General features: G+C 57.1%; 3 protein-coding genes and 1 tRNA gene. 3 read left to right on the top strand and 1 reads right to left on the bottom strand.

The features are described from left to right. The 3 genes from xerC to G0P99_RS17225 form a co-directional block, all read left to right on the top strand. A partial coding sequence (gene xerC, locus G0P99_RS17235; protein ID WP_164131726.1) for a tyrosine recombinase XerC occupies positions 1 to 843 on the top strand: 843 nt, incomplete at its 5' end. Then, a complete protein-coding gene (locus G0P99_RS17230) occupies positions 836 to 1,924 on the top strand; it encodes a site-specific integrase (protein WP_164131725.1) in 1,089 nt (362 codons plus the stop codon). The genes xerC and G0P99_RS17230, both read left to right, overlap by 8 nt. Positions 1,925 to 2,040: 116 nt before the next feature. After that, positions 2,041 to 3,681, top strand: a complete 1,641-nt coding sequence (locus G0P99_RS17225; protein WP_164131727.1) for a recombinase family protein — start codon at positions 2,041 to 2,043, stop codon at positions 3,679 to 3,681. On the opposite strand, the gene G0P99_RS17220 is transcribed toward G0P99_RS17225, so the two are convergent. Then, positions 3,638 to 3,714, bottom strand: a tRNA-Met gene (locus tag G0P99_RS17220). The genes G0P99_RS17225 and G0P99_RS17220 overlap by 44 nt on opposite strands.

Here is a 3,714-nt window from a genome sequence, read left to right as displayed (position 1 = left end):
CATAACCCGAAATCCATAAACAGAGGTGGCTCACTTCTCGATGAAAAACCCGGCTCACTTCTGGGTGGAAATCAACACCGACATCATTTGCAGGCTCCCGAACAGGCAGTCGAAGCCCTCAAGCATTTACACAAGACTGTCGCAACTTCTCCCCGTGGGATGAGCGCCAAGAACAGCGAACGTCTCGCCCAGTTCAACGACTGGGAGGCTGTGGTCCGTTTGCTGAGCCTGCCGGAAACACTGATGGCTCGGGCGGACAACAAGCCCGTCCTGCGCAAGAGCGCTCAGTTGGCCATGCACGCAGCGGCTTTGACCATCCTCTTGAGCTGCCCGATGCGCATCAAGAACCTGTCGCGGTTGGATCTCGACAAGCACGTGATCCCTTTCCGCACCGGAACCCATACTCTCTATTCCATTCGCATTGAGGGTACCGAGGTCAAGAATGGGGAGCCCATTGAGGTCAAATTGACCAGCGGCAGCTCCAAATTGCTGCATCGCTACATCATGCAGTTCCGTCCGCAGATCTCGCAAGCCAGCGGACGCGCTCTGTTTCCGCGCAACACTGACGGAAAACCCCGCACGCCAGACAACTTTGGTCGTGAGCTGACCAAGTGCGTCTACCGCGAGACCGGTTTGGAAGTTCACCCCCATCTGTTCCGACACATCGCGGCAAAACTCTACCTTGAAGCACGGCCAGGCGATTTCGAGACAGTGCGGCGTTTGCTCAAACACAAGCGGCTCCAGACCACGATGGATTTCTATGCTGAACTCAACAACCAGTGGGCGCACAGTCACTATGACCAGGTCGTTCTTGCCAAGTGGAAGGGAAAGAAAGATGGCTAAAACCATTCCCCTTGTCCTTCTCTACAAGGATTGGCCCCAGGCGGACATTGCCGCCTGGGAGAGCCTTTTCACCACAGGTGACATTTTCGATGGTGTTGGGCCCTGCGCAGATTGGTCAGCGGGCAGCCAGAAAAAACGACGTCAAAGTTACGGGTACTGGTTGTCCTGGTGTTTGCGCCACCAACCCGTGCTACTGGGCCAACCCCCGACAACGCGCATTTCGAAAGAGGCCGTGCGCGGGTTTCTTGACGAGGCCTCGGCACGGGTGAATTCCGTCACCCTCAAGTGCATGATCAGTGACCTGTATGTCATCGCGAGAGCGATGGCTCCGACAGGAGATTGGGACTGGCTGAACAGGCTGTTCAAACGACTGCAACATCAGTCAGATCGTAAGAGCTTACCAGCGCCGGTTCCGTTAAGCGCAGGCGAGGTCTTGGCCAAAAGCCTGGCTTGGCTAGAGAATGCAGGGGCCAATTCATCAGCCAGCGACCTGAAGCGGGCAATTCACTTCCGCTCTGCCTTGATGATCGCCTTCCTGATCTCTCGCCCAGTGCGACGTCGGGCGCTCTTGGCGATGACGACAAGTAAACATCTTCAGCGGACAACCAGTGGTTTCAACATCCGGTTTTCACCGGAAGACATGAAGGACGGCAGAGGCCGATGGTTCCCACTTCCCGATCTGCTGGTCCAACCGATGCAATCCTACCTGGAAGCCCATCGACCGGTTCTTCTTGGTGCCGGTTCAACGGATGCGCTTTGGGTCAATCAGTATGGGAAAGGGCTCACAGCAGATGGTCTGTCTCGTGAGTTGCCAAGAGTAACGAAACAACTGTTGGGCATTGAACTTCGGCCCCACAAGTTTCGTCACATCGCGGCCACCAGTATCGCCGAGCAAGATCCTGAGCATGTCAACATCATCAAGGATCTTCTCGGGCATGCCACATTGGAGATGTCTCATAAGCACTACAATCGAGCGACCGGGTTGTCCGCATGTTCTGACTACCAGGCTCTGCTGCGATCAAAGCTGAACGCGCTGCAAAACCAGCGTTCGGCAACCAAGACAAACCGGAAAAAGGCGTGAGCCTTCTCTACGCCGACAACGCATTTTCAGTGCACCCGGGTGCAATCGGAAATGGAAGACAAGGCGCTTTTCGTGCCTATAATAGGGCGGGCCAAAGCTGACGAAAGGCCCGCCGCATGCGCGCAGCGATCTATGCACGCTATTCCACCGACCTGCAAAGCGATGCCTCGATCGAGGACCAACGCCGTTTGTGCCTTCGGCTCATTCGAGGCAACGGCTGGACCGAGGCCCAAACTTACGCGGATCGTGGTCTCAGTGGGTCCTCCCATCTTCGTCCCGCCTATCAAAGGCTGCTGGAAGATGCGGGCCGCAACCGTTTCGACGTTGTTGTGGCAGAAGGTCTCGATCGGATCAGCCGCGACCAGGAACATATTGCTTCCTTCTTCAAACAGATGCGGTTCCAGGACATCCCGATTGTCACCATAGCCGAGGGCGAGATCTCAGAACTGCACATCGGCCTCAAGGGCACGATGAGCAGCCTGTTCCTCAAGGACCTGGCCCAGAAGACACATCGCGGCCTCGAAGGACGTGTGCGCAAGGGCAAATCCGCGGGCGGCGTGACCTTTGGCTATGACGTGGTGCGCGAGTTCCTTCCAGGTGGAGAGATGACCACCGGAGAACGGGTCATCAACGAGGGCCAGGCAGCGATTGTCCGGCGCATCTTCCAGGAATTCTCTGAAGGACACAGCCCCCGTGCGATTGCGGGACGCCTGAATGATGACGGCATTGTTGGGCCACGCGGCGCAAGCTGGGGCGCCTCGACCATCTACGGCAACTGGCGGCGCGGCACAGGCATCCTGAACAACGAACTCTACATCGGCCGTCTGGTCTGGAACCGGCAGCGGTTCATCAAGGCCCCGGCAACAGGCAAGCGACAAGCACGGATGAACGATCCCGAAGCCTGGGTCATCGAAGACGTACCCGAGTTGCGTATCGTCTCAGATGATCTTTGGACCAAGGTCAAAGTCCGGCAGGAGGCCGCGCGCAGCGATGTCATCCGTGATGGCCTCGCGCGTCCGGAACGTGCCCATCGACCCAAACATCTTTTCTCGGGCCTGCTTGTTTGCGGGTGTTGCGGTGGGGGATACACGATTGTCGGCAAAGCTCACTACGGCTGTGCAAATGCCCGGAACAAGGGGACTTGTAATAATCGATTGACCATCCGGCGTGACGCGCTGGAGACCCGAGTGTTATCGGGGCTAAAGGACCAACTGCTGCATCCTGATCTGATCGCTGAGTTTGTCTCTGCCTACCAGGCGGAATACAACCGATTGGCGTCGGAGGCGACCAGGGACAAGGCCAAATCCGAAGAGGAACTGGCGAAGATCGTTCGTAAGATCGACAGCATCGTCGAAGCAATCACGGAAGGTATGTTCCACCCCAGCATGAAAGCGAAGATGGATGAGCTGGAACGCAGCAAGACCACATTGGAACTGGAACTTGCGCACGTCCGATCAAATCCCCCGGTCCTGCTACATCCCGGTCTGTCCGATCTCTACCGGGAAAAGGTAGCAGACCTGACAGCCGCATTGAACGAACCCTCAACGAAGACAGCGGCCAGCACGCACATTCGGAGTCTTCTGTCAGAGGTTCGACTGATCCCGAACGGCAGCGGCTTGATGATCGAATTGGTCGGCGAGCTGGCCGGTTTGCTTGCGTTGGGGCAAGAAAAAACGGCCTCGGAAGCGGTTGCTTCGGGCCGTTCTGTGACACTGGTTGCGGGAGTAGGATTTGAACCTACGACCTTCAGGTTATGAGCCTGACGAGCTACCTGGCTGCTCCATCCCGCG

This window comes from Ruegeria sp. PrR005 (assembly GCF_010500245.1).
Taxonomy (GTDB): Bacteria; Pseudomonadota; Alphaproteobacteria; order Rhodobacterales; family Rhodobacteraceae; genus Ruegeria_B; species Ruegeria_B marisflavi.
The sequence above is the reverse complement of the archived record's forward strand: the minus strand, read 5'-3'. Positions and strand labels throughout refer to the sequence as shown.